This is a genomic window from Shewanella marinintestina, assembly GCF_023283845.1.
Classification (GTDB): domain Bacteria; phylum Pseudomonadota; class Gammaproteobacteria; order Enterobacterales; family Shewanellaceae; genus Shewanella; species Shewanella marinintestina.
In genome coordinates this window covers 30,963-52,981 of record NZ_JAKILC010000025.1, presented here as the reverse complement: position 1 = coordinate 52,981, position 22,019 = coordinate 30,963, and the positions used below count along the sequence as shown (strand labels likewise).

Annotated in this window: 22 protein-coding genes; 15 read left to right on the top strand and 7 right to left on the bottom strand. The window is 42.4% G+C overall.

The features are described from left to right. The 6 genes from ftsY to L2747_RS19970 form a co-directional block, all read left to right on the top strand. Positions 1 to 1,186 (top strand): signal recognition particle-docking protein FtsY (gene ftsY, locus L2747_RS19995; RefSeq protein WP_249000734.1); only part of this gene is annotated, 1,186 nt, incomplete at its 5' end. A 95-nt stretch (positions 1,187 to 1,281) separates the two neighbouring features. Next, positions 1,282 to 1,974, top strand: coding sequence for a cell division ATP-binding protein FtsE (gene ftsE, locus L2747_RS19990; protein ID WP_249000733.1), 693 nt, complete (start codon positions 1,282 to 1,284; stop codon positions 1,972 to 1,974). 8 nt (positions 1,975 to 1,982) lie between these two features. Continuing rightward, complete coding sequence (ftsX, locus tag L2747_RS19985) at positions 1,983 to 2,948, top strand: permease-like cell division protein FtsX (RefSeq protein WP_249000732.1); 966 nt, start codon at positions 1,983 to 1,985, stop codon at positions 2,946 to 2,948. Between the two features lie 261 nt (positions 2,949 to 3,209). Further along, the gene (rpoH, locus tag L2747_RS19980) at positions 3,210 to 4,067 is read left to right on the top strand and encodes an RNA polymerase sigma factor RpoH (protein WP_249000731.1); all 858 of its coding nucleotides are present in this window, start codon (positions 3,210 to 3,212) and stop codon (positions 4,065 to 4,067) included. Between the two features lie 326 nt (positions 4,068 to 4,393). Then, positions 4,394 to 4,735, top strand: a complete 342-nt coding sequence (locus L2747_RS19975) for a hypothetical protein (protein ID WP_249000730.1) — start codon at positions 4,394 to 4,396, stop codon at positions 4,733 to 4,735. Between the two features lie 189 nt (positions 4,736 to 4,924). Then, the gene (locus L2747_RS19970) at positions 4,925 to 5,572 is read left to right on the top strand and encodes a CatB-related O-acetyltransferase (protein WP_249000729.1); all 648 of its coding nucleotides are present in this window, start codon (positions 4,925 to 4,927) and stop codon (positions 5,570 to 5,572) included. Between the two features lie 74 nt (positions 5,573 to 5,646). Here the strand turns inward: L2747_RS19970 and menE are convergent, their stop codons facing one another. From menE to menD, 4 genes are read right to left on the bottom strand one after another with little or no spacing between them, the layout of a single operon-like run. Further along, positions 5,647 to 7,125, bottom strand: coding sequence for an o-succinylbenzoate--CoA ligase (gene menE / locus L2747_RS19965; RefSeq protein WP_249000728.1), 1,479 nt, complete (start codon positions 7,123 to 7,125; stop codon positions 5,647 to 5,649). A 45-nt stretch (positions 7,126 to 7,170) separates the two neighbouring features. After that, positions 7,171 to 8,253 (bottom strand): o-succinylbenzoate synthase, encoded by a 1,083-nt coding sequence (gene menC, locus L2747_RS19960; protein ID WP_249000727.1) that lies wholly within the window; start codon positions 8,251 to 8,253, stop codon positions 7,171 to 7,173. Positions 8,254 to 8,304: 51 nt separating this feature from the next. Continuing rightward, positions 8,305 to 9,084, bottom strand: coding sequence for a 2-succinyl-6-hydroxy-2,4-cyclohexadiene-1-carboxylate synthase (gene menH, locus L2747_RS19955; protein ID WP_249000726.1), 780 nt, complete (start codon positions 9,082 to 9,084; stop codon positions 8,305 to 8,307). Next, a complete protein-coding gene (menD, locus tag L2747_RS19950; RefSeq protein ID WP_249000725.1) occupies positions 9,084 to 10,793 on the bottom strand; it encodes a 2-succinyl-5-enolpyruvyl-6-hydroxy-3-cyclohexene-1-carboxylic-acid synthase in 1,710 nt (569 codons plus the stop codon). The genes menH and menD overlap by 1 nt, the downstream gene beginning before the upstream one ends. A 246-nt stretch (positions 10,794 to 11,039) precedes the next feature. Here menD and L2747_RS19945 point away from each other — a divergent pair, with 246 nt between their 5' ends. Continuing rightward, positions 11,040 to 12,014 (top strand): LysR family transcriptional regulator, encoded by a 975-nt coding sequence (locus tag L2747_RS19945; protein ID WP_249000724.1) that lies wholly within the window; start codon positions 11,040 to 11,042, stop codon positions 12,012 to 12,014. A gap of 65 nt (positions 12,015 to 12,079) precedes the next feature. On the opposite strand, the gene L2747_RS19940 is transcribed toward L2747_RS19945, so the two are convergent. Then, positions 12,080 to 13,045 carry a LysR family transcriptional regulator gene (locus L2747_RS19940; RefSeq protein WP_249000723.1) on the bottom strand — a complete coding sequence of 322 codons (966 nt, stop codon included), beginning with the start codon at positions 13,043 to 13,045 and terminating at the stop codon, positions 12,080 to 12,082. Between the two features lie 666 nt (positions 13,046 to 13,711). Between L2747_RS19940 and L2747_RS19935 the strand changes: the two genes are divergently transcribed. From L2747_RS19935 to L2747_RS19915, 5 genes are all read left to right on the top strand, one after another. Continuing rightward, entirely contained in the window at positions 13,712 to 14,083 is a 372-nt protein-coding gene (locus L2747_RS19935) for a DUF2726 domain-containing protein (protein WP_249000722.1), read from the top strand. An 83-nt stretch (positions 14,084 to 14,166) separates the two neighbouring features. After that, a complete protein-coding gene (locus tag L2747_RS19930) occupies positions 14,167 to 14,637 on the top strand; it encodes a multiheme c-type cytochrome (RefSeq protein WP_249000721.1) in 471 nt (156 codons plus the stop codon). A 14-nt stretch (positions 14,638 to 14,651) separates the two neighbouring features. After that, a complete protein-coding gene (locus tag L2747_RS19925) occupies positions 14,652 to 15,335 on the top strand; it encodes a 4Fe-4S dicluster domain-containing protein (protein ID WP_249000720.1) in 684 nt (227 codons plus the stop codon). Beyond that, positions 15,332 to 16,273, top strand: a complete 942-nt coding sequence (gene nrfD / locus L2747_RS19920) for a cytochrome c nitrite reductase subunit NrfD (protein WP_249000719.1) — start codon at positions 15,332 to 15,334, stop codon at positions 16,271 to 16,273. The genes L2747_RS19925 and nrfD overlap by 4 nt, the downstream gene beginning before the upstream one ends. 23 nt (positions 16,274 to 16,296) lie before the next feature. Further along, the gene (locus tag L2747_RS19915; protein ID WP_249000718.1) at positions 16,297 to 16,587 is read left to right on the top strand and encodes a cytochrome c3 family protein; all 291 of its coding nucleotides are present in this window, start codon (positions 16,297 to 16,299) and stop codon (positions 16,585 to 16,587) included. Between the two features lie 208 nt (positions 16,588 to 16,795). Here L2747_RS19915 and L2747_RS19910 read toward each other — a convergent pair whose 3' ends face one another. Together L2747_RS19910 and L2747_RS19905 are read right to left on the bottom strand one after the other, a co-directional pair. Then, positions 16,796 to 17,269, bottom strand: coding sequence for a tellurite resistance TerB family protein (locus L2747_RS19910; RefSeq protein WP_249000717.1), 474 nt, complete (start codon positions 17,267 to 17,269; stop codon positions 16,796 to 16,798). 113 nt (positions 17,270 to 17,382) lie between these two features. Beyond that, positions 17,383 to 17,901 carry a DUF2780 domain-containing protein gene (locus L2747_RS19905; protein WP_249000716.1) on the bottom strand — a complete coding sequence of 173 codons (519 nt, stop codon included), beginning with the start codon at positions 17,899 to 17,901 and terminating at the stop codon, positions 17,383 to 17,385. Positions 17,902 to 18,159: 258 nt separating this feature from the next. Here L2747_RS19905 and L2747_RS19900 point away from each other — a divergent pair, with 258 nt between their 5' ends. The 3 genes from L2747_RS19900 (at position 18,160) to L2747_RS19890 (ending at position 22,012) form a co-directional block, all read left to right on the top strand. Beyond that, entirely contained in the window at positions 18,160 to 18,894 is a 735-nt protein-coding gene (locus tag L2747_RS19900; protein ID WP_249000715.1) for a hypothetical protein, read from the top strand. A 138-nt stretch (positions 18,895 to 19,032) separates the two neighbouring features. Continuing rightward, positions 19,033 to 20,454, top strand: a complete 1,422-nt coding sequence (locus tag L2747_RS19895; RefSeq protein ID WP_249000714.1) for a DUF4145 domain-containing protein — start codon at positions 19,033 to 19,035, stop codon at positions 20,452 to 20,454. 283 nt (positions 20,455 to 20,737) lie between these two features. Continuing rightward, on the top strand, positions 20,738 to 22,012 hold the full coding sequence (locus tag L2747_RS19890; protein ID WP_249000713.1) for a hypothetical protein: 1,275 nt from the start codon (positions 20,738 to 20,740) through the stop codon (positions 22,010 to 22,012). Positions 22,013 to 22,019: the final 7 nt, after the last annotated feature.

The window sequence follows — 22,019 nt, the reverse complement described above, 5'->3', positions numbered from 1 at the left end:
TGAGCAAGCTGAAGCGCAAAGAATCGCAGCAGAGCAAGCGGCGGAAGCTGCTCGCATCGAGGCTGCTCGTCTTGAAGCTGAGCGTGTTGAATTAGAAAGAGTTGCCGCTGAACAAGCCGAAGCCCAAAGAATTGAAGCTGAACGCCTTGAGTCAGAAAGAGTGGCTGCTGAAGAGTTAGCTGCGCAGCAACTGGCAGAGCAACAAGTAGCCGAGGAGCAGCCTGAGCCACAAGCAAAACCTGTTAAAGAAGGTTTATTTGCCCGTCTAAAGCGCGGCTTAAAACGTACCAGTGAAAGTATTGGTAGCGGTTTTATTGGCTTATTTAGCGGCAAAAAGATCGATGACGATCTTTTTGAAGAGCTTGAAGAGCAGCTATTAATTGCCGATGTGGGTGTTGAAACAACCACACGCTTAATTAAAAACTTAACTGAGCAAGCAAGTCGTAAGCAGCTTAAAGACGGCGAAGCCCTGTACGAGCTATTACGTGAAGAGATGCAAAAGACACTCGATCCTGTATCTGTACCTCTTATTCCTGAAAACGCTGATGGCCCATTCGTGATCCTAATGGTTGGTGTTAACGGGGTGGGTAAAACTACCACGATTGGTAAACTTGCTAAGCAATATCAAGCACAAGGTAAGTCTGTGATGCTGGCTGCAGGTGATACGTTCCGTGCTGCAGCGGTTGAGCAGTTACAAGTTTGGGGTCAACGTAACGACATCCCCGTTATTGCCCAGCATACAGGAGCCGATAGTGCGTCTGTTTTGTTTGATGCATTGCAAGCGGCACGTGCGCGTAATGTTGATGTATTGATTGCCGATACCGCAGGTCGTCTACAGAACAAAGCTCACCTAATGGACGAGCTTAAGAAAGTGGTTCGCGTAATGAAAAAGCAAGATGAGTCAGCGCCGCATGAGGTGATGCTAACTCTTGACGCAAGTACTGGGCAGAATGCCATTAGCCAAGCGCAGCTTTTTCAAGAGGCTGTTGGTGTTACCGGTATTACTATCAGTAAGCTTGATGGTACGGCTAAAGGTGGCGTGATCTTCGCGATTGCTGATAAGTTTGGTATTCCAATTCGTCATATTGGTGTGGGTGAGCAGATTGATGACCTACGAACCTTTAATGCGAAAGACTTTATCGAAGCTCTTTTTAGCCAAACAAAAGACGACAAAGACGCGAAATAACGTTAGCTTATAGATTAAGCGTTAACTTAAGATAGCTAAAAATAAGCACCCTGCGGGGTGCTTTTATTAATACTAACTAACAAGAAATCTTATTAATGATTCGATTTGAGCAGGTAAGTAAAGTCTATCCCGGCGGGCAAAAAGCCTTATCGGATGTGAGTTTTCATATAAAGCGCGGGGAAATGGCCTTTTTAACCGGTCATTCTGGTGCGGGTAAAAGTACACTGCTCAAGTTGATCACCGTGATTGAACGTGCCAACGGTGGTCGTGTATCTATTAATGGCCATGATATCGCTAAGGTGAGTCGCTCGCAGGTGCCCTACTTGCGTCGTGATATTGGTATGATTTTTCAAAACCATCACCTGTTAATGAATAAGAGCGTATTCGATAATGTCGCTTTACCGTTAATGATTGAAGGTTTCTCTATTGGTGAGATCCGTAAACGAGTCGCGGGTGCATTAGACATGGTTGGTTTGTATGGTAAAGAGCGCCATAACCCTATTATGTTATCCGGCGGTGAGCAGCAACGTGTAGGCATTGCTCGCGCAATTGTTAATAAGCCTCCTTTACTGCTAGCTGATGAGCCAACAGGTAACTTAGATCCAAAGTTATCGATGGATATCTTACGCTTGTTTGAAACCTTTAACGATGCGGGTACTACAGTGCTTATTGCCACCCACGACTTAGGCTTGATAGCGCGTATGAAATACCGCACCTTAACTCTTAAACAAGGTCGTGTATTGGGTGCCGAAGAGCTTAATGACCTAAATCACTTTGGCAGTAACTGAGAATAGTCATGAGTAAAAAACCTCAGATAAACCGTAGCAAGTTACCGTTGTCAGGCCGTATTGTGATGTTCTTTATTCGTCACGTACAGCATGCCATGGCAAGTATGGGTGAGCTATGGCGCAACCCTGTGTCATCAATTATGACTATGGCTGTATTGGGCGTTAGCTTAAGTTTACCAGCTGCGCTACAGGTATTGGTTAAAAATGCTGAAACCATTACAGAGTCTTGGAATAGCGCGGCAGAGATTTCGCTATTTATTGACGAAGGGCGCAGTGAAACCGTCATTCAAAGCTTAATCACTCGGTTAAAGGTTTATCCAGAAATTAGCGATGTAACTTATATTAATCGCGATCAAGCTTTAGAAGAGTTCCAAAGCTTATCTGGCTTTGGTGAAGCATTATCTTATTTGGATTCCAATCCGTTGCCTGCTGTAGTGATGGTGACTCCAAGTGTTAAATACTCAAGCCCGACCGGTGCACGTGAATTATTACGTAAGCTTGAGCAAGAACCCGAAGTCAGCTTTGGCCGTTTAGATATTGAATGGTTAGAGCGATTGCAAGCTGTGGTTAAGCTGCTGGAACGCACTGTAATGGCTATCGCGGCCTTACTGGTATTAGCGGTAGTGCTGGTCATAGGTAATACGATTCGTTTAGCAATTATGAATCGTCGTACAGAAATTGAAGTCATGAAGTTAGTCGGGGCTACTGAAGCCTTTATTCAGCGCCCGTTTCTTTATACTGGGATCTGGTATGGCGTGATAGGTGGCTTCTTAGCTTGGGTGATTATTAACTTATTGGTTTGGTATTTAGATTCTGCTTTAGCTGAATTATTAGGCCTATACGGTAGTACTTTGCATATGGAATCGCTAAGTGTTGCTGAGTTAGGGCAGCTTGTATTGCTGGCATCTTTCTTAGGTTGGCTAGGCTCATACCTTTCAGTACGCCAGCACCTAAGAGCAATAGAACCGTCATAATAACAAGTTAAGCTTGCCAACCATTGATAGGTTAAAAGATGAACTTTGTTTCATTTGCGTTGCCTATCACTAGGTGTAATATTTTGTTGGCAGCAATATGCCGCTAGCTTTAGTTTGGCTTAGTGCGAATCGATACATATTAGATAACTACGATGGTTGACATATTTTGTCATTTAGTCGATAGTTCACTGTCCATTTCAGTAATGAATGGTCAGCAAGTAGATTTTAGCAAGACATTTGTAAGAAGTAGCAGGAGCGTAAATGACAGATCAAACGCAATCAATGGCACTAATGGTTCCCCAAAGTAGCGGCAGCCTCGAGTCTTATGTTCATTCAGCACACAACATCCCAATGTTGGAAGCTGATAAAGAATATGAGCTAGCGAAGCGTCTGCAAGAAACGGGTGATCTACAAGCTGCGAAGCAGTTGATTATGTCGCATCTACGTTTTGTGGTACATGTTGCAAAAGGTTACTCTGGCTACGGTCTACCGCAAGCAGACTTAATTCAAGAAGGTAATATCGGCCTGATGAAAGCGGTTAAGCGTTTCGACCCTGATGTGGGTGTTCGCTTGGTATCGTTTGCCGTACATTGGATTAAAGCAGAGATCCACGAGTATGTGCTTAAAAACTGGCGCATCGTAAAAGTGGCGACCACTAAAGCTCAGCGCAAACTGTTCTTTAATCTACGTAAAGCTAAAAAGCGCCTAGGTTGGTTTAGTGACAGCGAAGTAGGCATGGTGGCTGATAGTTTAGGTGTATCAAAAGCCGATGTCACCGAGATGGAATCACGTATGGCGGCGCAAGATCCTGCATTTGATCTGGCTAGTGATAACGATGATGAACACGATTATGCTCCTATGCATTATCTTGAGGATCACTCTTCAGATTTAGCGTCCCAAGTTGAAAATGACAACTGGGAACAGAATAACCAAGCGCGCCTGCTATCTGCTATCAAGACTCTTGATGAGCGTAGCCAGCATATTCTTAAAGCGCGTTGGTTAGATGAAGACAAAACAACATTGCAAGACCTAGCGGCGACTTACCAAGTGTCGGCTGAACGCATTAGGCAGCTGGAAAAGAATGCAATGAACAAGCTTAAGGGCTGTATGGAGGCTTAACTCCATTTTGCTTGATAATTAAAACCTGCTTATTTAGCAGGTTTTTTTATGTCTGGAAGATTTATGTCTCGAACAAATGCAAGATTCGTCATTTTAGGTTTATTGTCTTCGCTAGCAGCATGTAAATGAAAGCTTTACACCTTACGTACATCGTCAATTATTCATCCTCGTTTTCCCCTGAGTGATTTGCTAGAGTGCCTATTAACTGCGGAGCTAAACTTATCTGTTAGCACTAATAGATTTACTTTTGGCACATACGAGTAATATTAGGCATACGCACTTGCTTCGCATTCCAAGCTATGTGGTGGGAGAAATAGCTCTATATCATGAATAATCTATTTACTTATGTTTTAGCTGTAAAAGAGCATATTGTTGGCTTATCAGTGCTTGAAACAACACAGTATGGCAGCTGTATTGAAGATGATGACACTTTCATTGAAAGCCATGAATTAGTTGTAAGATTTGAAAATGGTGTAACGTTAAGAAAGCAAACCGAAGTTGATCATACTGAACTGGTTAGCGATGCACTTTGTTCTGAATGCTGGATTAGTTATGAGATTATTGCTCAGCCAGATAGCTTGAGTATTACACCCAATCAGAAAAGTTTTACAAATCAGTGCCAAGAAGATTTTTGGCTGAAAATGAGTAAAGTGCAGGCCAGTATATAACCTATGGTTAGATGCACCGAACCAACCTTTTACGCGCTCCTTTACCGAGTGTTATGTACTATCATTTATTTTCTCAAATTGCAGAGTGTAATTATGCAACTTATCCCTTTGTTAAAGCAGCCTTGGGTTCGCTGACGAGCGTAATGTTATTTCAATATTTTTATATTTAACATTAGCTTGAGGTCAAGTATGCAACAAAAACATTGGTCAAAATTTCAATTGTTACATGAAGTAGTAACAAACCCGAATATCTCAATTAAAGGTACGCATAGCTATTACAGTGATTGCTGGGATAACGGATTCGAAGAGTCGGTAGTCAGGTATTTACATGGTGATGAAGTCAGTCGTAATTGGCAACCAAGATGGGAAATCGACAAGCTACATATTGGTGATTATGTGTGTATCGGTGCCGAAGTCATCATCTTGATGGGGGGAAACCACACTCATCGAGCCGATTGGTTCTGCTTATATCCCTTTATGGACTACATTGATGAGGCCTATGTCGGTAAGGGGGATACTTATATTGGTGATGGCTCTTGGCTTGGAATGAGAGCGATGATAATGCCAGGTGTAACTATTGGAGAAGGGGCGATAGTCGCGGCCAATAGTGTTGTGACCAAAGATGTAGCTCCGTACAGCGTCGTCGGTGGTTCACCAGCCAAGTTTGTTAAGTATCGTTTTGAGCCAGTTATTATCGATGAACTATTACAGCTTAAAATTTATGATTGGCCGGTTGAAAAGTTTGAGGTGTTAAAAAGATATTTGTGCGCATCGGATATCCAACAGCTTAAAATTGCTGCTGCGGCCTACGATGCTAAAAAAGAGCATTGTATTTAAGCTTGTTCTCAACCCATAGTCTTTAGGTTCAAACATAGGGCTTATTTACGTTTAAATAGTTACAGAATGAGGCGTTAACTCTTAACCGCTTCAATGACCTGTTTTCGGATAACCTTAATCCCTGCACTGCTAACCTTGGGCCAAGGGTAATATTGCCTTGGCCTTTTAAAGCGGGCGATCTTATTGGCAAGAAACTCAGTTAACTCTGCTTCGTCAGGCATACGGCAACGAGAGTTATCAAGCTTACTCTCGTTAAGCTTCAGTATGGCTGCCGGTAAGTTGCCAAATTTTACATCTGCCACTGGAAAAACGATGGCCTCACTAATCATAACGTGAAGCTTGAGTGCTGCTTCTATCTCTTCAGGTTGGATATTCTCCCCACCGCTGATAAACATGTTGTCAGCTCTACCATCGATGCAGAGGTTGTCATTTGCGTCAAAGTGACCTAAATCTTTGGTGTAGAACCAGCCGTCGTTATCTAATGGTAGGTTAAAGCCTGCTTTGGTTAGATAGCCTAAAAACAGACTCTTACCTTTCACCCAGATCTCGCCATCCATAATTTTTAGCTCTCTATCTGATAACAACTTGCCGCTAGAACCGTCGGCAAGAGCAATACCTGTGGTGATCTGTGATGCCATTTCGGTCATGCCGTAGCTGGTGTATGCGTTAATGTCGCGTTTAGCTAATTCAGCCAATAGATTGGCAGAAATAGCGCCGCCACCAAGTAGCATAGCCTTAACCTGTGCTAGGCAGTCGTTGTCAACGCCAGTTTCTATCTTACTTTCGTCATTGCTAGTTACGAGCAACAGTTGTAACTGGGCGCTGACTAAGGATAGGTGGCTGATCTCATCTCGAACAAGCTGCTTAGCTAGAGATAAATTTTTGTCTTCAAAGACCACGCAGGCGCCAGCAAGTGCGCAGCGATTTAGTATTGCCAAACCACCTATATGAAACAGTGGCAATGACAATAACCAACTATCGCTTGCTGTAAGCTCTATTAATTCCTTTGAACCTGAAGCGCTCGCTATATGATTCGCTAGGCTATGGGCTGCAGCCTTTGGTGTGCCGCTGCTGCCAGAGGTGAGTATCGCATTCACCGCAATATTGGGATTAACTAAAGTGGCTTTTGAGTCACTAAGAGCATTAAAGTCAAAATTCACACGGGTGAATGATTGTTGATCCTTAAGGGCTAGATTAAGCTCTGATTGCTGCTGTGAGGTCATCCAACAGTATTGATACTGATGGGTCACAATAAGCTCAATGATTTGCTGCGGCGCAAAACGTGGTGAAATCGGACAAAATAACACCCCACTGTCAACACATGCCCAATAGAGTTGCAAAAGCTGCGGGTTGTTATGACTGATACACGCTAGACGATCGCCTGGTTTTAACCCGAGTTCGCTAAGTTGCTCTGCTAAGCCGATAACTTGCTGACTTAAAGTTCGGTAGCTGACTACCGCACCGGAAAAACGGTAGGCTGGTGCCTCACCTTGAGCTAATGCTTGTTGATGAAGCGGCGAGAGGATGTGTTTATTCGAGCGACTAAGCGTCATATCAATGTGCCGTTGACCTTTTAGGTTTGATCAATCAGTTATTATTTACTGGTTACAGTTTGTACTCGCTAACAAGGTTAAGTCATCAAGTTGCAAACATGTTGGCTTTGCAAAGCTTACGACTAAGTCTTGACTGAATGCTGCGAGCGTATCAACTCCAGGGATTTCATCAGGGGTAATGATTGTTGCTAAGCGAGTTAATGCGTCAATTCCAAGGCTTGTTTCTAAGCTTGAACTCAAGATACAGCGCACGCCGTGCTCGGTGGCGGTATCGATTAATTGCTGCAGTTTCTCTATGCTGCCAAGCAACATAGGTTTGATGATTAGCGCGGTTAAGCCTGCTTGCATTGTAAATTGGTAGTCTGGGCTATTTAACGATTCATCTAGTGCCCATGGCATCTCTATCGCCTGATAAAAAGCCTGATTGTCGTCAGGGTTTTGGCAAGGCTCTTCAATATACTCAATACTCGCTAGCGGCAGGCAAGCGGCGAACTCAATTGCTTGCTCTAGGTTAAAGCCGCGATTGGCATCTAAGCGCAACTTTAGATTTGGGCGAATTGCTAAAATTTGATGAATAAGTTTAATTTCATCTTCAAGCGAGTCTTGGGCGACTTTTATTTTTACCGCATAAACGTGACTCGCTAGGCTAGCTACGCGCTCGCTTACTGCGCTTAGCGGCTCATCATTGTGGCGATAAATGAGTGGAATAGTGCGCGGGGTAATGGCGTGACCATCAAATTTGCCTACAAGTTTTGCGTGTAGCTGACTTAGGCCAAATGAGAGTGACGGCAGCTTACTGCTTTCGGCAAAATCTAACAATTGGTCAATCGATTGCTGCTGTAACTGCGGCAGCATGGCTATTAGTTGCTCACTCACTTCAACCAATGTTTCGTGACTAAAACCGGCTAGAGGTTGGCCTTGATTATCTAGACCTGAAAGCGGCGAGATCTCAACTGAAGCTTGCTGTTGCGTAGTGCTATTACTTGCGATTGCGCTAAGCACCAGCCCTAAACGCTGCTCAATACGTTGTTTGCCAACCGGTAATGGTTTGTCTAAATCGATAGTAAACTGATGCAGGCTTATTTGAGTAAGAGTTAATGGCGTTACTTGCTGCTGCGTCGTGGTCATTGGCCTGCCTGATTATCGTTATATTAGGTAATGAATGTTAGCGAATATAAGCTAAGTGAAAAGCATGCGCAATTTATTGCTAAAAGGCTGCGGCGCCGCTAAGTGTACGTTGTGGCCGCTGGCATTAATACAATGTAAAGATAACGGCTGTTGCTGCTGCCAGCGTTTAGCTAACGCCATAAATTTACTGTCTTGGTGACCTGCTATAAAGTGGCTTGCGACTTTTAACTGACTTGGGATATTCCAGAGGTTACCTTGCTCAGCTAGTGACGTAGCTTGGTAGCAATTGGCTAGAACTAACGGATTATTATGTCTGCGCTTTAGTACTAATGCATGTTGCTCGGTAGTCGTTAAATTATTGAACACAGCTTGTTGGTACCAAAGCTGCAAAAATTCACTAATGGGCAGCGTGCTAAGCTTATTCGCCCAAGCACTATCGTTTTGCTTACGTGCAATTTTATCAGCTTCGCTTTCTAGTCCCGGATGGCAAGACTCTAATACTAAGCTTAGGAGTTGCTCTGGGTATAACTTGGCAATATGCAGTGCTATACGGCCACCTAATGAGTAACCGACTAAGTGAAACTGGGAAATATTAAGCGATGAAAGCGTTGCGGCGACTAGCTCTGCGCAGCGGTTAAACCCAGGAGTTGGTAGCTCATATGCACTGATTACTTTGTTATCGCCATGACCAGGCAGGTCGATACTAATGCAGTAAAAATCATCTTTTAGCTGCAAGATGATTTCACTCCAATCGTCTTTGCTGCCTAAGAAGCCGTGTAAAAAAACCACGGCTGGAGCATTGGCATTTCCTGAGCAGCAATAGCTAAGCATTAGTGCTGCTTCACCCAACTAGCGATTTGCGCTATTTGATCGCTAGCTTGGTTTTGCGCAACGCTGACCTCTATCACTGATGGCCCTGAATAGGTCATCGCATATTCATAAGATTCAATAAAGTCGGTAATTGAATCGACCTGGTTATAGGCAAGGCCAAACATGGCGGCACCAAAACCAAATTCAAGGCCGTGAGACAGACGGTAATAGTCGGTGCGTAATTGCTCATTAGGCACAGGTAATAGATTAAATATATTTCCGCCGTCGTTGTTCAAAATGACGATAACTAAAGGGCTGGTGACCGCGCGAGCAATCGCCAGCGAGTTGAGATCATGTAGCGCTGAAATGTCACCAATAATTAGTGTGGTAGGCTTACCTTCTGCACAGGCAACACCACAAGCGGTTGCTAATAGGCCGTCGATACCAGACGCGCCTCGGTTAGTGAAAACCTTAGCACTATCGCTACTAATAGGTGCAAACATGTCATAGAGACGCACCGGTAGGCTATTGCCAATAAATAGCTGCTGCTGGCTTGTCTGTCTTGTTGCTATAGCGCGGATCGTTTGTGCTTCGCCAAACTCGGCATTATCAATCTGCTGTTGATACAGAGTTTCTAGGTCGTCGTTATGTTGAACTAGGTTAAGAGCCCAGTTTGCTTGTGATGATCTTGGCCAAGGCAAAGCTGCAAAAGTATGAGCTGGTGCAAGCCAAAGCTGTTTTGGCTTGTTGCTTGGATCGAGTCTTTGCTGGTGTGGTAGCACCTGCCAATAATCTTTCCATTCTTGCTGTTCTAAATAGCTAATAAGGCGTTTAGATAGAATGCGGCCACCAAATACGATGACTCTTTCGGCTTGTGCTAACAAAGCTTTAGATTTCGGTTGATGCAATAATTGGTCAATGTTGCCAATGGCACCGGGGTGCTGTCTAAGCTGCGACTGTGCATCAGTGACTATCGGCCAGCCAAGCTTTTGTGCTAGCTGAATTAGTGCTTCGCTATGCTGCTCTGGAGCTAAAGTTGCCGCAACGATAACGCCTTTACCATGAACAAAGCGTGCGAGGGCATCTGACGTTGGTAATTGGCCTACATTCATCGTTGCAAATTGGCTATAAGGTGCGGTTTGTCTTTGCCAAGGCTCAATCGGTACAAGGTAACGTGAAAAATCCGCTACCGGTTCATTTGGGTATAGCGGTTCACGGTACATACAGTTTATATGCACGGGTTGTGATTGATTGCTAACGGCTTCATCAAGCAGGCTTAATAGCGCTTGTGGAGCGATATTCATATCAGGTGTTGGTAAGTTAATTTGCTTACCATACTGGGCAAAAATACCAGGCTGAATAATGGCCTGATTAGCACCACAATCAATTAACTCTGGTGGTCTGTCACCTGATAGTACGATTAGCGGAACATGAGTTAGCCATGCTTCAACGACTGCAGGGTATAGATTGGCGACCGCTGTGCCTGAAGTGGTAATTATCGCTACAGGAGCTTGGCTGGCTTTGGCCAAACCTAATGCCATAAAACCGAGTCCGCGCTCATCAAAATGCAGATGTTGCTTTAATTTTGTTTGCTTGGCTGCCGCTAGTGTTAGTGGTGTTGAGCGTGATCCCGGCGCCATACAGACATGCTTAACACCTAAGCGAGTCAGTTCTTCTAAGATCAACGTTCCCCAAAGTAGGTTCAGTTCTGCAGTATGTTCAGTGTGCATAGATAATTACCATATCATTGATACCCTTAGTTTAACTTGCTTTAAGCTAAAGGAGTATGATCGTGCTTGAGTTTTCTTGGCACAATAAGGGGATTAGTCATAGTTAAGGCCGTTACGTCAGTCTTTTGACTGCATCTACCTACTTTTGGGTATTAGGTGTGATTTGTGTGGCAAAATATTTTAGTTATCAGTGTTATAGTTTGGATACAATATTAATTAGAATGATAGGCTGTAGGTTAAATACCGATGCGCAAGGAACTTTCTAAGTTAGATTACTTTACCCTCAAAGTGTTTATTGGTTTAGTTGAGTTTAAAAATGGCTCGGTTGTAGCTCAAAAACTCAATACAACCCAACCTAAAGTGAGTCGAGCTTTAAGCAATATGCGAGAAGTGATTCACGATGAGCTGTTTGTTAGACGTCAGTATGGCGTTGAGCCAAATCTCATGGCAGATAAGTTATATCCTATTGCAAGAGCAATTGTGCAGGCTTACGAGCAAATGGCTGATGTAACAGCTAAAATGCCAGATAAGAACCAGCTGATTATTGCTGCCCAAGAACATCTATCGGAGTTTCTAGTAGAGTCCATCACAGAGATGTGTGAGAGACAGGGGCTAGATATGTCTGTAAGCATTCAGCCTTGGAGCGACAATGTCCAGGAGTTGTTGGCTCAAGGTAAAATTGACTATGCGATAAGTGTGAACTCAAAGCCATCTGAATCGGTCAAAAATGTTAAAGTTGGCAACGTTCAGTATTACTTTTTAGCAGCTAAAAAAGATCATCCATTTTTCAAGCAAGAACTTACGATGGAATGTCTACTGAAAAACAAGCTGGTATTTATTAATTACTCGAAGGTTGGCTTGGTTGACCACTGGTGTGAAACCTATGCCAAGGAGCGATCTCTAGCTCTTAAAGTTAGCTTTAAAACCACGAGTTTGGCGATGGCGCTTAACCACGTTGCTAAGACTGAAGATATTTGCTGGACAGCCTCGATTTTCTCTTATCTTTACTTGAATAACCGCAGCGACGTAGATTATTTGGATGTGACTGATTTTTATGATCAGGTATTGTTCCCAAATGATGAATCTGCTAGTTACAGCTATTATCTACAATATCATCAGTCTCATGAAAACGACTTTTCGATTGGGTTATCTAAGCTGTTACAAGAAAAGCTCACCATAGCTCAAGAAAGCTACGAAACATCAAAACTAGCAGCTAAGTAAGTTGCCAAGCTTCAATAAAAAAAGAGTGTATTTACACTCTTTTTTATTATCTTAACCAAACTGCTTTAATGTAAGAACAGTTCAACTAAGCCTCTCACCTCTGAAGATAGCCAACGAAGATTAGGATCTCTGTTGTTATCGCTATAGACCAAATACAAATTCGGCTCTTTTACATGCATATATAAGCGCTCAGATTCAACGTCTGATAGACGACAAGCATGTAGATCTGGGCAGTTATTTATCATGGTAAAAATGGAGCTATAAGGCAACAATGCAACGCCTTGGCTTGAACGTAGATATTCAAATAATCCAGTTAATCCAGTTAGATTCATCTCGGTTGTTAGTTTGATATGTTGAGTCTGGCAAAACTCTTGGAATGGGCTTTGTTCTAGTTCAGACTGACCAATGTTGCTATTAATAAATGGATAGCGGGCAATGGACTCTAGGTTAATCTCTTCTTTCAGAATTGGGTGTTCATGGTGACAAACCAAAAAAACCTTATTGAGTTTTTTCAGTGGAATCGCATTCAACGAATCGTCGGTATCTTTAATGCTATCAAGCATTTTGCTACAGCATAATCCAAGATCTACCTCACCACTAGTAATGTCGTGAATTGAACTTTTTGTCCATGAAGAGATATTAAAGCTAATATCTTTACCCGCATTTTTGATCGCATTTAACAGAACTTTAGGGAAAGGGTAAGAGATTAAATCTGGAGCAACGATTTCAAAATGATGTGTCGGAGTATTTTCATTCATTCCATTGAGTTTTTGTAAATTTTTAGAGCACTCAATTATCTCTTTGGCAATTGGATAAATCTTTCCCGCGAACTCATTAGGAACTAAACCATGCTTTTTACGTATAAAAAGTTCGTTACCAAATACTTCTCTAGCATGTTTTAAGCAGCGACTAATCTTGGGGGCTGGGACATTTAGTTTATGGGAGACAAAAGTTGCAGACTTATTCTCATATAAATTAACTAAAATATTAATGGATAATAAATCCAAGTCACTAAAACTTATATCTCTCATATTAAATACCTCTTTGGTGGTAAGTATCTGTTTCGATAATAACCAATTCGCAATTTTTTAAACTATTTTTTTTCAATTGCTTTTTAAAATTGAAGCATAGGTCACTTAATAAGTTATTCCCATATTAAATATGGATTATCTTTATTTGGCATAACTCTATAAATACGTGGCTTTAAAAAATATATTTTTAATTATAACCATTATAAAAAAAACACGTTTAAAAGTGTTTTTTGGGTTAAATTTGTATTGTTTTTGTGTCAGATGTTGTTTCTTGCTGCTTGCTCGTCCGGTTTTTTGAACAATTGCTGGCTGATTAATGTTCAGTGCGTATTTTCAAAAAACAAAAAATCACATATTAGACATTCCATTTTTGTATTTATAAAATATTAATTTGATGAATTAGACTACCTCTTTAATTTTCATTTTTATAAACAAGGCTACAGTTTGTTTTTGATTTGGATCAAGGTTTGATAATGGCTAAGTATTAATACTGAATTGGCAGGGAAAATATTATTTTATAATTAAAATGTAAGCTTGGAGGTTGTTATGAGCGCATCTGTAATATTTAGTTATGCTTTCATGTACTTTGTTCTATTTCTAGTTGTACCATTTGTTTTGGTGACGTTTACATTAACATGTATTAAGTTCTTTAAAGGAAATGAGTACATGGCTTCTAATATTAAATTGAAGTCTAACTCATTAGATAATCAACCTGGTAGTTTTATCAATAAATTGAACTCTCTAGTAAAGGGTCAATATAACGTAGTATACGGCACCACATTAGATAGCCTTTGTGATGTAGATAAGGATGAGAAAGAACAAGATGCTCATAGTTATTTACAAGGTTGCCATTTAGATTACGTACTCGTTGATAATGAATCATCAGCAGTAAAATTGGTCATTACTGATCCGCAACACAATTCAGATGAAAACAACCGCTTTATCGATGCAACATTAGCAAAAATGGGTGTGAAAGTACTTCATCTTGCTAAGAATGACTGCGATGCAAACCTAATCAAAAGCTCATTGGTGGCATAACGTCATTTGGTGTTGCAGCTTAGGTTGCAACACCGACTCCCTACTCTCTTTTATTTTATCACTTAGCAATGTGAGGACACTTCATGTCCAGACTATTCAAATATTCAGCCCCAGTGCTAATGAGTATTCTTCTAGTGGTTGCAGCATCAACCGTTTCTATTCAGTCAGTTGCTGCAGAATTCAAAATTAATGAAAATAAACAATGCATTATGTGCCATAAGCGCAACGGAATGATGCATGGCGTTCACGCCAATAACGCTTTGGATATCAGTTGTCAGGATTGCCATGGTGAAAAAGAGGGACATCCAAGAAAAGCCTCAAATCTAGTGGGATTTGGTGACAAGTCGACTGCAGATGCGAATACGCAAACCGAGCGCTGCCTAGCCTGCCACGATCACGAAGTATTGGCGCAAGATGATTGGAGCCACGACGCTCACTCTAACAAAGTGAACTGTGCAAGCTGCCACCTTTTGCATCCAAATACGGACCCGGTGATTGGGGTTTCAGCTAAAGAGCGCAGCGAGTTATGCAGCAGTTGCCACGTGGCTAAGTAATTAGGGAAACGAATATGTCCAATTCTAGAAGATTATTTTTAAAAGGAGCCTGTGCTGCAGTTGTTGGTGCATCAGGTTTCACTATTGCGACCGCAAAAGATCGCACGGCAGGGGCAGCAGAGCCCGCCTGTAAATATGCATTAGTACATGACGAAACTAAATGTATTGGCTGTGATGCTTGCTCTATAGCTTGCCGCGAAGTAAACCAGGTTCCAGAAGGTGTTAGTCGGCTTGAGATTGAGCGTGAAGGCCCATTTGGCGAATATCCGGATCAGTATTTCCGCTTTACTCGAAAGTCTTGTCAGCAGTGCGATGATACGCCTTGCGTAAAAGTCTGCCCAACAGGAGCCGCTTATAAAGATCCTAAAACAGGCATTGTAAGCGTGGATGAATGGAAGTGTGTTGGCTGCCAATACTGTATTGCGGCTTGCCCTTATCAAATTCGTTTTATACATCCGGTGACCAAAGCGGCTGACAAATGTGACTTCTGCAAAGAAACACGCCTCAAAGAAGGAAAATTGCCTGCATGTGTTGATGCTTGCCCGACTAAGGCATTAACTTTTGGCGATATTAGCGACCCGCAATCTCAAGTGGTTCAAGTTTTGAAGGCCGCTCCTAGCTATCGAACTAAGACAGACTTAGGTACTAGACCTAAAGTATTCCGTATCGCTGCAAAAGGTGGGGAGATAAACCTATGAGTCCATTCCATTTTGACAGTTTAGTTTGGCCTTGGCCTATTGCGATTTACCTCTTCCTTGCAGGTATTTCTGCAGGAGCTATTTGTTTTGCGGTGTTACTTAAGCACTTCAAATTAGGGCGAGATGCGTACAAGTCAGGTTTTGTGCAGGCTGCTTGTTTAATTGCTCCATTAGCGGTTTTTGCCGGGCTAGGCATTTTAGTTATCGACCTTACCAAGCCATTCGATTTTTGGAAAATTCTAGTGTTTTACAACCCAACATCGGTGATGTCCGTTGGTGTTGCCGTGCTAATGGTTTACCAAGTTGCGTTATTTGCTTGGTTGGCATGTGTATTTAAAGCGCCAGTACTGAATTGGAGTAATGGTCGCTGGCCTATTCTTGAAAAAATATTTAACGGCATAGCTAAGCAAGAGGCAACAATTACAGGCCTGTTAGTGATATTGGCATTGTCTTTAGGTGCTTATACCGGATTCCTACTATCGGCATTGACGACTTACCCAATGCTAAATAACCCTGTACTACCACTACTTTTCTTGATTTCCGGCCTATCTTCGGGTGCAGCAGGCACCTTATTAGGTGGCGTGTTGTTAAACGGTAACCCAGACGGTAAAGAAGTCCATTTCATTCACAATATAGAGATCCCAATAATTTTGCTTGAAATCATCCTGTTATTCACTTTCTTCGCTGGATTGATTTTAACTGGTGGCCAAAGCCAAGTGGCTGCACTAGCTGCAATTGGAGAGGGCTTCTGGGGCTGGATCTTCTGGGCTGGTGTGGTGGTGGTTGGTTTAAGTATGCCACTCGCCTTTAACCTTTTTATGAAGGCGTCTGCCAAACGTAAGTTCTCTTATGTTGCGGTTACAGCAAGTTGCAGTCTGGTAGGGGTACTTTTACTGCGTAATTTCATTCTGTATACCGGTCAAATGACGGTTGCTTAAACTATGTTCTGAGGGTTTTAACTATGCTTAAGGTTTTAGGTTTAACAGTTTTACTAAGCTTTTCTACTGTAGCGATAGCAGCACCTGTAGCTGATACTCATACGGAAATGGCCGGTTGCGAATCATGTCATCAAGATGGTGCTCCATCGTCTGATATGGCTTTTGAAAATGAGGCATGCATAACTTGTCATGGCTCATTAACAGAGCTTGAGGGTGAAGTGCATAACCAACACGAAGGTATTATCACTTGCAGTGACTGTCATGTGGTACATGAAGAAGGTTCTGCTAACGATACCTGTGCCAATTGTCATTAATTTGCAGGTTATGGTAAGTGCTAAAAAGCTGAGTGTAAGCGAGTTAAATAAACTTTAGCTAGGCAAGGATGTTTCAGGGCAGGAAGCCATTTTTATCTTCTAGCCAATACCAATTATTGCAAATGTAATATGGAGTCGCCAGCCGAATTTGGAGGCTCCTTTTCTATCCAGTCTTATTCCTCAAGATTTTAGTTTGTCATTTCGGCTGTTATTTATCTTCTTTACGTTTTATTTCTTGCTGCTCCATGGCGATATTACGCATTTGGATCAGCTCGCTGTGGCGCAAATAAAATAGCTCTGCGGTGCGGCGAATAATTTGGTCTTCATATTGGCATAAATGACCGTCAGCGTATGCAAGACGCCACATGGCTAAAATGAGTTGCTGTTTTTGTTCTACATCGAAATTGTCGTTAATCGCTTGAGTAAACTCATATAGCGAAGTGGATTTTTCTTGAGATTTTTTAGCGTCGCTAATTAAGTGTTGAGCATCGTCAGGATCTAGATTCAAGGTTGTGGTTAATAGATCTGGTAGTAGTTTAGCTTCTTGTTCAGACATGCTTTCATCGGCCATAACGACTTCTAAAAGTAAACTGGCCGCAGCTAAGTTCAAGTGTTCTGCGCGCTCTTCATCTGAGAGTGTGGCTTGTGGATTACCAAAAAACTGTTTGAGTTTGGCGAGCATACTGGCTCCTATAGCGTTAAAGGATATTAACTGTCACAGAGAGTTAGAGTATTAATTGTGAAGAGAGTTCCTTCTCAACAACAGCTTCATCGTTGAGAAGGTTTAGCAGGCTTTTACAAAATAGCGCCAAGGCCTTTCATCAATAGATCTGATGTGCCTGCACTACCATTAGTATCTAAATAGCCCTTAACTATATCTATCATAGGAGCAGCAAGATCTTTAGAGATCCCTAGCTTCTCAAAAGCATCATAAACCATTGCACCACCTTGCAGTGATTCACCTAGTCCACCCGCTTTTGAAAGCAGTCCCGACATCCCAGAATCACCATCTAACTCAGGTACCGCACCTAAAAGACCGTCAACGCCAGGTATAGAATCAGCAATAGAGCTAAAGTCATTACTGCCCAAAGAGCTTTGTGCTAAAGACAATAAACTGCCTAAGCCACCTTCAGCTTGGTTTTGGCTTAGCCCTAATTGTGACATCACGCTGCCTACAAGATCAGAAGATTCAGCCTGCTCTGTTTGCTGTTTTTTAGTGTCAGTCGCTTGGCCCAATTGATCCAAGATACCAGCACTCGCAGGTGTACTCATTAATGCCGTAATGGCTACCAGACCCACAGTGGTTAATTTCATCTCACTCTCCTTAGTTGGTTATACCCAAATAATCCCAAAGTGCTTGCTGCAAAGCTCCCGTAGGATGCTGAACAAGACAGTGATTGAGACAATGGCTATTCCCTTGTTGATATCAATATTGACTAGTCTAGCGTTTTTAACAATTCGTTTGCATTTTTTTTGAGAACTAATTACTCATTTCAATTGTGCATTCATTTCCAAACTTGGGTATCCTTAGCGCTAACTTATGTAATTGAATTTTATCTTTTGGAAAGTCCTATGCCACTGTCAGCTATCTTGACTCAAGCTTTTAACTTTTTTAAAAACAATATTAGCCAGTTAGCATTTTTGTTTGTACCAATTTTATTCGTACAGGTTGGTATACAATTATGGCTAAGTTTAGAAATTAGCTCGGCTGATCTTGAAAACCCACAATTTGGTACTAGCCACATGGTTGCCATGATGGTGCTATTGTTAGTGTTTTCATTTTTAATTGCCGCGTTAACCCTATTTTTAGAGGTTCGTTCTCAAGGTCATAGCCCTAGTAATAGCATGATTTTAAAGACCAGCTTCAATTTTGTGCCAGCGTTACTTTTAGCCGGAGTGTTCTCTGGTCTTGCGGTTCTAGCGCCAGTATTTATCTTAATGGCGGTTGATCCTATGCTGGGCGTCATAGGCCTGGTTGGATCAATTTACTTATTTGCTCGCTTAGCATTCGTAAACTTTATGGTGGTGGTGGAAAGACTGACACCGATGGAAGCGATTAAACGCAGCTTCAGCTTTAGCGGCCCTATAGCATTCAAGACGATTGCAGTATTTTTACTTTACATTCCACTTTCTCTTTTTGGCGGTATCTTGGCACAGCTCACTGAACTAGGTGGACTTCCTGTTAAGCTAATTGGCGATGTTATTGTGGCCTTCTTTGGCTTATTCGTGAACGTTGCATTGTTCCGTTTGTATATGGTGTCACGTCCAACACCAGAAGTAGCTGGTAACGTCCAAAATGAAGAGTAACAGCGTAATCTAACGCTGTTGTATGAGGCCTTGTAGTGGTTGGCGCTGTAAATTATCACTACAAGGTTAGCCTGTTTCGTGACAGGGCGGTGGGCTTTAATCACGAAACTGTTTAGGTGGTGATTAGAGGTAAGCGTCTTGTTAAACGATATTGAGTTCGTGAATCTGTTTTCTGCTGAATTAGGCGAGGATTATCGTAAGGCTAAAAGCTATGTAAAGGATGTTCCTACTCAAGCGTTGCTGCATGTTCGCAGTTTTAGCCATAAGCTAACCAGTTTGTTGGCCGAACCTAAACAAATCCGTTTTGAAAGTCCCAATCTGTATGATCGTATTGAACAGCTAAATCAGCGTCGCTTGATTGATGTTAAAACGACTCGAGCATTACACAAGCTAAGAGCTGACGGTAACCGTGGCGCTCACCCTGAAAAATATCACCTTACACCTGAGCAGCTGCAGCAGCTGAGTGAACGTTCGATTAAACAACTTTTAGCTTTAGTCGAGTCACTGTTTAAGCTTGTGGCTAAGCAAGAAAAGCCAGAATATTACTTCGAAGATTTCGATTCTTTAGCCGGACGGGATCTTTGTTATCGTGCCGTTATGGAGCGAGATCCTGAATCACAGTATTTAGTGGGTATGTCTTTAAAGACACGAGCGCTAATGCAGCGTGAGCAAGAACTTGCTCTGCAAGAAAGCCGTGAAGAGGCAGTTGAAGATCGCTCTGCAGCGTCATTTAAGCAGGCAAGTTATTGGTTTGCACAAGCTGCAGTAAAAGACTTAAATGCGCTATTTGAGCACGGCGTATCGTTAATCCATGGATACAGTGGTGAAGCTGATGTATCCACAGGTGAGCTGGCTATTGCTAAGGCTGCCGATGCAGGAGTTGCTAACGCCATGGCGCTGCTAGGCTACTTTTACATGGTAGGTAGCGAGCAATTTAATGCCGATATGCTGCAAGCAGAAAAGTACCTTACCCAAGCTGCAAAGCTTGAACAGTCAGAGGCAATGGCCAACCTTGGTGTTTTGTATTATCAGCAAAGTAATTTACCTGCTGCCTATAAATTTATCCATCGTGCGGCGCAAGCGGGTTACCCTCATGCCCAATATCATTTAGCCTTGATGCTTGCTCGTGGTGAAGGTTGTAAGCAAGATACGGTAATGAGCGAATATTGGATGGCAGAAGCCGCTGAGCAAGGGCAGGTCGATGCTATGTTATCCCGCGCGCAAAGTATGTTGCATGATGATAGTGCATTGGGTCATGATTTTTCGCAGGCAGAATCTTATCTGCGCGAGGTGATTAAATACGGTCATAGCGTACCGGCAATGATTGAGCTAAGCATTGCCTTAGCCGATGGTATTTTGGGGCGTATTGATGTGGTTTCAGCCGCTGCGTTGCTTAAAATGGCGCGAGAGCGCGGCAATGAACAAGAGCTAGCCGTTATCTTACCACTTTGGGATTCATTAGCTCAGCAAGTTGATGCCGTATTAGCTGTGACTCAATCAGAACAAGAGCGACTGTCACTAAATAAAGCGGCAGAGCTATTATCAGAGCCAACGCAGTAAGTTTTCTTCGTCGCTTAGCTGGTGGTTAGCCATTAATAAAAGCTCGTTAATTATCATGCCTGCTTAGTTTTTTGCTATGCAGGCCGAAATATTTTCATGTTTGATTTTATTCCAGCCAGTACTTTTGACTTAAGTCCCTTATCCCCTCAGTACGCACACCTTAATTTTACAGGGTAGTTCCTTTTTCCTGTTCGTTAACCACATCGACTCTCACAATTGTATAATGTATACTTTGAGTTAGTATTTGCTCAATTTGATTCTTTGCTAACGATTAGGAGTGCATTTGCCAAACTTAAATACCGCACAAGAAAGCAATTCACGGTTAACGTATCAGGCACAGGAAGAACAACTAAATCAGTTTGCAGAGCGTTATATCAAGTTGGTTTTAGCTGTTGGACAGCATGATTGTTATTATGTAGACGCTTATTACGGGCCCGTACAGTGGCGAAAAGACACGTTTTGGCAGCCTCTTAGCGAGTTGCAAGCTCAGCATCAAGCAGGAACAGAGTGGCTTTCAGTGCTTGCTGCGCAAATTATTGCAGCAGACCTTAAGCTGCGTTATCAATTTTTAAAAACACAATGGCATTCAATTGCAGCTTATCTCACAATTTTACAAGGTAGCCAGTTAAGCTTTACCGCTGAAGCAGAGGCTTTGTATGACTGTAAGCTCCCACCATACTCATTAGCAGAGCACCAACAAGTACTTATCGAAATAGATGCTTTATTGCCAGGCGAAGGCGCACTAAGCGATCGTTATAACGAGTTTAAAGCGCAATTCATTGTGCCAAAAGATAAGGCTGCCGCGGTATTTACAGCATCAGTGAATATTGCACGAAAGCTGACAAGCAAGCATATGGATTTACCCGTCGAGGAAAGCTTTGAGATTGAGTATGTCAATGACAAGGTTTGGACGGCTTATAATTGGTACAAAGGGGATGCACATAGCCTTATCCAGTTAAATCAAGATCAGCCTTTAGGTATTGAACGTTATTTAGAGCTGGCGTCCCATGAGGGGTATCCTGGACACCATGTATTTAATGTGCTGCAAGAGCAAAGGTTGGTAAAGGCTAAGCAGTGGTTAGAATATGCCATCTACCCGTTGTACAGCCCTATCTCGTACCTGTCAGAGGGCAGTGCTAATTACGCGTTAAGTTTGATTATGACTGATGCTGAAGTACTGGAGTTTGAGCGTGATGTGTTGATGCCATTAGCAGGGCTGGAAGGCGATTTAGCACTATTTCACCAAGTATTAAAACAAGTGAAGAAGCTCAGCTATTACGAAAACCACGTAAACCAATGTTTAACGGACAAGTTGATTGATACTGAGATGGCTGAAAGTATGCTGATTGAAGGCGCTTTGTACCCGCAAGCACGTGCAAAACAGCGTGTGAGATTTTTTGAGCGTAACCGCTCATACGTGATTAATTATAACGTCGGGGAGGATGCCGTAGCGGCTTGGGTTGAGACAAAGGCGCAGACGACTGCTGATAAATGGACACGTTTTGAGGCCTTACTTTCTAGGCCTCTCAACGCATCAGCTCTCAAGCTTAACGACTGATACTCGC

Coding starts and splice junctions, on each gene's coding strand:
- menC (WP_249000727.1), bottom strand. CDS start 8,253: ATGACCACGACGCAGCAGCAAGTAACGCCATTAACTCTTACTCAAATA.
- ftsE (WP_249000733.1), top strand. CDS start 1,282: ATGATTCGATTTGAGCAGGTAAGTAAAGTCTATCCCGGCGGGCAAAAA.
- menD (WP_249000725.1), bottom strand. CDS start 10,793: ATGCACACTGAACATACTGCAGAACTGAACCTACTTTGGGGAACGTTG.
- L2747_RS19975 (WP_249000730.1), top strand. CDS start 4,394: ATGAATAATCTATTTACTTATGTTTTAGCTGTAAAAGAGCATATTGTT.
- L2747_RS19970 (WP_249000729.1), top strand. CDS start 4,925: ATGCAACAAAAACATTGGTCAAAATTTCAATTGTTACATGAAGTAGTA.
- L2747_RS19905 (WP_249000716.1), bottom strand. CDS start 17,901: ATGAAATTAACCACTGTGGGTCTGGTAGCCATTACGGCATTAATGAGT.
- L2747_RS19945 (WP_249000724.1), top strand. CDS start 11,040: ATGCGCAAGGAACTTTCTAAGTTAGATTACTTTACCCTCAAAGTGTTT.
- menH (WP_249000726.1), bottom strand. CDS start 9,084: ATGCTTAGCTATTGCTGCTCAGGAAATGCCAATGCTCCAGCCGTGGTT.
- L2747_RS19930 (WP_249000721.1), top strand. CDS start 14,167: ATGTCCAGACTATTCAAATATTCAGCCCCAGTGCTAATGAGTATTCTT.
- L2747_RS19915 (WP_249000718.1), top strand. CDS start 16,297: ATGCTTAAGGTTTTAGGTTTAACAGTTTTACTAAGCTTTTCTACTGTA.
- L2747_RS19940 (WP_249000723.1), bottom strand. CDS start 13,045: ATGAGAGATATAAGTTTTAGTGACTTGGATTTATTATCCATTAATATT.
- nrfD (WP_249000719.1), top strand. CDS start 15,332: ATGAGTCCATTCCATTTTGACAGTTTAGTTTGGCCTTGGCCTATTGCG.
- L2747_RS19900 (WP_249000715.1), top strand. CDS start 18,160: ATGCCACTGTCAGCTATCTTGACTCAAGCTTTTAACTTTTTTAAAAAC.
- rpoH (WP_249000731.1), top strand. CDS start 3,210: ATGACAGATCAAACGCAATCAATGGCACTAATGGTTCCCCAAAGTAGC.
- menE (WP_249000728.1), bottom strand. CDS start 7,125: ATGACGCTTAGTCGCTCGAATAAACACATCCTCTCGCCGCTTCATCAA.
- ftsX (WP_249000732.1), top strand. CDS start 1,983: ATGAGTAAAAAACCTCAGATAAACCGTAGCAAGTTACCGTTGTCAGGC.
- L2747_RS19925 (WP_249000720.1), top strand. CDS start 14,652: ATGTCCAATTCTAGAAGATTATTTTTAAAAGGAGCCTGTGCTGCAGTT.
- L2747_RS19935 (WP_249000722.1), top strand. CDS start 13,712: ATGGCTTCTAATATTAAATTGAAGTCTAACTCATTAGATAATCAACCT.
- L2747_RS19910 (WP_249000717.1), bottom strand. CDS start 17,269: ATGCTCGCCAAACTCAAACAGTTTTTTGGTAATCCACAAGCCACACTC.